Origin of the sequence: Acidocella sp., from assembly GCF_052326845.1 — a bacterium.
Lineage (GTDB): Bacteria > Pseudomonadota > Alphaproteobacteria > Acetobacterales > Acetobacteraceae > Acidocella.
This window is the reverse complement of the sequence record NZ_JBKQJR010000123.1, coordinates 1-4,378: the sequence shown is the minus strand read 5'-3', so window position 1 is coordinate 4,378 and position 4,378 is coordinate 1. Positions and strand designations below refer to the sequence as shown.

Below are 4,378 nucleotides of genomic sequence, written 5' to 3'. Positions count from 1 at the left end.
GTTTCACTTCCAAAACCTCGAACTTGGGGGCAAGCGGCGAGTCACTTTTCTCCAAGGCTTTTAGCCGGAAAAGACGGCCATTTTTCGGCGGTGGGTTTCGACAACCCTGGCGACTGTCCGTCGTCAGATAATTTCAGACAGTTTGTGGTGTGAGTTACCGGAGGATTTGGCTTATCTGGTAGGTTTAAGGTTTAAGCGTCGACTCGGAAATTACGGCTATAACCCCCTTTTTCTGATAGGAGGTCACTTATGGCTAAAAAGCCAAGTGGCGGTGACGGAAAAAAGACCGAAAATCCGCCACCAAAGACCTCTCCCAAGGTCAAGAAGGAAGCCGGGAAGGAGATGAAGGCTGGCGCTACAGCAGCTGAACGCTCGGTCGCGGCCTCTGTTATGCGGCACATCGAGCCTAGGAAAACGCCAAACAATAAGCCATCAAAGCCTGGCAGCAAGTAAAGTCGCCGACCTCATTTGCGACAACGCTGCAATAAAATGACAAAAAACCATTATAAATCAAATGCCAACCAAGGAATCATAATCCCTTGGTCGGAGGGTCAAATCCTTCCGCCGCTACCAGCAGTCCCCCGGAAAATTCAACCCAGACTTTATAACAACTTGCTCTGGCAGGTCGGTCAGCTATTTTTCGCGCTGAATGGCCGCCAGAGTAGAGTTTTTCAGCCCCCCGCCAGCGTCATGCCCTCGATGCGCAGGGTCGGCGCATCAGTCCCGCGCTTGAATTCCAGGTCATCGGCCGGGGTGAGGTGCAGGAACATGTCCTTCAGGTTCCCGGCTATGGTGCATTCCGCCACCGGCTCGGCGAGCTGGCCATTGCGGATCATGAACCCCGCAGCGCCGCGCGAATAATCGCCGGTCAGCCCGTTCACGCCCATGCCGATCATCTCGGTCACGTACAGCCCCTCGGCGATATCCACCATCAGCGCCGCCGGGCTCAGCTTCCCCGGGGCCAGATAGAAATTCGCCAGCCCCCCGGCATTGCCTGAGGTCTTCAGCCCCAGCTGGTTGGCGCTGCGCGTGTCGAGGATCCAGCTGGTCAGCACCCCGTCCTCGATGAAGGCGCGGCACGCAACGGGCTGGCCCTCGCGGTCATAGGGGCGCGAGCGCAAGCCCCGCACGCGGAACGGGTCGTCGATGATGGCGATGCCGGGCGCGAACACCGCCCGGCCCAGCGCATCTTTCAGGAAGGAGGTGCCGCGCGCGATGGAGGCGCCCGAGATCGCCCCCGAGAAATGCCCCAGCATGCTGCCCGCCACGCGCGGGTCGAACACCACCGGCAGCTTCGCGGTTTGCGGGCGGCGGGGGTTAAGCCTCGCCAGCGCCCGGGTGGCGGCGTTGCGGCCGAGGGCCGCCGGGTCCTCCAGATCCGCCCCGTGCAGGGTAGAGGAGAAATCATAGTCGCGCTGCATCTGCGTGCCCGTGCCGGCAATGGCGGTGACGGAAACGCCATGGTGCGAGCGGGCATAGGCCCCCATGAAGCCATGGCTGGTAGCGAGCAGCGAAATGCCGCGCGACCAGGAGGCGGAGCCCCCTTCGGAATTGGTGATGCCGGCCACGGCGAGCGCCGCTTCCTCGGCAGCCGCCGCGCGGGCGATCAGCACATCCATCCCGGGCTCAACCGGGTCGTCCAGTTCCAAATACGCCGCATCCATGGGCGCCGGAGCCTCGGGGATTTCCGCGTACGGGTCCTCTGGCACCACCCGGGCCATGGCCACCGCCTGCTCGGCGAGGCGCGTGAAGCTCGCCGGGTCGATAGCGCTAGCGGAGACGCTGGCATTGCAGCGCCCCACAAACACGCGCAGGCCGACCTCGCGGGTCTCGGCGCGCTCGGTTTCCTCGATCTTGCCCAGCCGCCGCTGCACCGAGACCGACGCGCTCTCGTGCAGCAGCACTTCGGCCACATCCGCCCCGGCGGATTTCGCCGCCTTCAGCAGACGCTCGGCGGCCTCGTGCAGCGCGCTCACGCGGCCAGCCGGTCGATGATGGCGGAGAATTTCGGCACCTGGCCGATGGGCCCGATGGTCGCCAGCGTCGGCTTCTGGCGGAAGATCTTGTGCCCCGCCGCGCGGATATCATCCACCGTCACCGCCTCGATCTTCGCCACCGTCTCGGCCACCGGGATGACCCGGCCGAACACCTGCCACTGGCGGGCCAGCTGCTCGCAGCGGCTGCCGGTGGATTCCAGGCTCATCAGCAGCCCGGCCTTGAGTTGCGCGCGGGCACGGGCCAGCTCGGCCTCGCTCACCTCGTGCTGCACCTTGGCCAGCTCTTCCAGCGTCACCGGCATCAGCTCCGCGGCCTCGGACTCGCCGGTGCCGGCATAGATGCCGAACAACCCGCCATCCTGCGCCGGGGCGGTGAAGCTGTAGATGGAATAGACCAGCCCGCGCTTCTCGCGGATCTCCTGGAACAGCCGGGACGACATCCCCCCGCCCAGCAGGGTGGAGAGCAGCATGGCCGGGTAGTAGTCCGGCTCTCCATAGCCGGGCGAGTTGAAGCCCAGCACGATATGCGCCTGGTCGAGGTCGCGCAGCTCCCGGTACTCGCCGCCCATGTAATCGGCGGGCATGGGCGCGGCGCGCTCGGCCTTCGGCAGGTCGGCGAAGTATTTCTGCGCCAGTTCCACCACATGCTCATGCTCCAGCTTGCCGCTGGCGGCGATGACCATGTTCTCCGGCGTGTAGTGCTGGCGCATGAAGCCGTGCAGCGTCTCGCGCTTCATGCCGCGAATGATCTGCTCCGTGCCCAGCACCGGGCGGCCCATGGGCTGCGACGGATAGGCAGCGGACTGGAAATGGTCGAACACCACGTCGTCCGGCGTATCGTTGGCCTGGCCGATCTCCTGCAGGATCACCCCGCGCTCGCGCTCCAGCTCGTCCGGCTCGAAGGTGGAGTGGCAGAGGATATCCCCGATGATATCCGCGCCAAGGGCGAGGTCTTCCTTCAGCAGCTTCACGTAATACGCGGTCTGCTCGCGGGAGGTGTAGGCGTTGATATGCCCGCCCACGTTCTCGATGGCCTCGGCGATATCGGCGGCCGAACGGGTCTCGGTCCCCTTGAAGGCCATGTGCTCAAGGAAATGCGCCGCGCCGTTTTCGGCGGCGGTCTCGTGGCGGGTGCCGGCGCCGACATAAGCGCCGAAGGATACCGTCTCCACCCGCTCCATGCGCTCCGTGAGCACAGTGAGCCCGGAGGGCAGGGTGGTGATGGAAACCTGTTCAGTCATCAATTATGTGTTCCTGTTGGCAAAATTCCGCACGCAGGCCTCGATGGCGGCCAGATCGTTGGGGGCGCGGATAAACTTTTCATTCCGTTCATATAGGTCGGCAAGGTGCGCCGGTAAGGGCGGACGAACGCCAACGGCCTTTTCGATCGCATCCGGGAACTTGGCCGGGTGCGCGGTGGCGGCGGCGATGACGGGCAGGCCGACCGGCCCCAGCTCCCGCGCCGCGGCGATGCCGATGACCGAATGCGGATCGGCGAGATACCCGGTCTCGCGGTACAGCCGGGCGATCTCGGCCAGGGTCTGGGCGTCATCGAGCCGGAAGCCCACGAAATCCCTGGTGATGGCGTGCCACACCGGCTCGGCCACCGTCATTTTCCCGCTGGTGCGGAAATCCGCCATGGTCTGCGCGGTGAGCGCCGCATCCCGGCCCAGGAACTCGAACAGCAGGCGCTCGAAATTGGAGCTGACCTGAATATCCATGGAGGGCGAGAGGCTGGGTTCCACGCCCTGCGCGCTCATGTCGTTGGCGGCCAGGAAGCGGGCCAGGATGTCGTTGCGGTTGCTCGCCACAATGAAGCGCGAGATCGGCACGCCCATCTTATGCGCGGCCCAGGCAGCCAGGATGTTGCCGAAATTGCCGGTGGGCACGGAAACCGCCACCTCACGCTCCGGCGCACCCAGGTTCAGCGCGGCGAACACGTAATACGGGATCTGCGCGGCGATGCGGGCAAAATTGATGGAGTTCACCGCCGAGAGGTTCATCTCCGCCCGGAACGGCGCGTCGGCGAACATCGCCTTCACCAGGTCCTGGCAGTCGTCGAAGCTGCCGGCGATGGCGAGATTCCCAACGTTTGGCGCCGTCACCGTCGTCATCTGCCGCCGCTGCAGCTCCGAGGTGCGGCCGTCGGGGTGCAGGATGACGATGTCTATTCCACTTCGCCCCGCGCACGCCTCGATCGCCGCCGACCCGGTATCGCCCGAGGTGGCGCCGACGATCGTTATTTTCTCCCTGCGCTGCGCCAGCACGTGCTCGAACAGCCGCCCGACGAGCTGGAGCGCCAGGTCCTTGAACGCCAGCGTCGGCCCGTGGAACAGTTCCTGCGCCCACAGGCTGGTGTCGAGCTGGACGAGCGGCACGAC

At 64.8% G+C, this 4,378-nt stretch carries 4 protein-coding genes; 1 reads left to right on the top strand and 3 read right to left on the bottom strand.

Annotated elements, in window-relative coordinates:
* Positions 1-249 precede the first annotated feature (249 nt).
* Positions 250-453: a hypothetical protein gene (locus ACLPJJ_RS08045; RefSeq protein WP_443590437.1), complete on the top strand. Its 204-nt coding sequence runs from the start codon at positions 250-252 to the stop codon at positions 451-453.
* 218 nt (positions 454-671) lie between these two features.
* Here ACLPJJ_RS08045 and ACLPJJ_RS08040 read toward each other — a convergent pair whose 3' ends face one another.
* The 3 genes from ACLPJJ_RS08040 to thrC form a co-directional block, all read right to left on the bottom strand.
* Positions 672-1,976, bottom strand: coding sequence for a TldD/PmbA family protein (locus tag ACLPJJ_RS08040; protein WP_443590436.1), 1,305 nt, complete (start codon positions 1,974-1,976; stop codon positions 672-674).
* Positions 1,973-3,238 carry a M16 family metallopeptidase gene (locus ACLPJJ_RS08035; RefSeq protein ID WP_443590435.1) on the bottom strand — a complete coding sequence of 422 codons (1,266 nt, stop codon included), beginning with the start codon at positions 3,236-3,238 and terminating at the stop codon, positions 1,973-1,975. The genes ACLPJJ_RS08040 and ACLPJJ_RS08035 overlap by 4 nt, the downstream gene beginning before the upstream one ends.
* A gap of 3 nt (positions 3,239-3,241) precedes the next feature.
* On the bottom strand, positions 3,242-4,378 hold a 1,137-nt coding region (thrC, locus tag ACLPJJ_RS08030; RefSeq protein ID WP_443590434.1), incomplete at its 5' end, for a threonine synthase.

Bases quoted from the DNA above. Each gene is read 5' to 3' on its own strand.
- ACLPJJ_RS08045 (WP_443590437.1), top strand. From the start codon at position 250: ATGGCTAAAAAGCCAAGTGGCGGTGACGGAAAAAAGACCGAAAATCCG.
- ACLPJJ_RS08035 (WP_443590435.1), bottom strand. From the start codon at position 3,238: ATGACTGAACAGGTTTCCATCACCACCCTGCCCTCCGGGCTCACTGTG.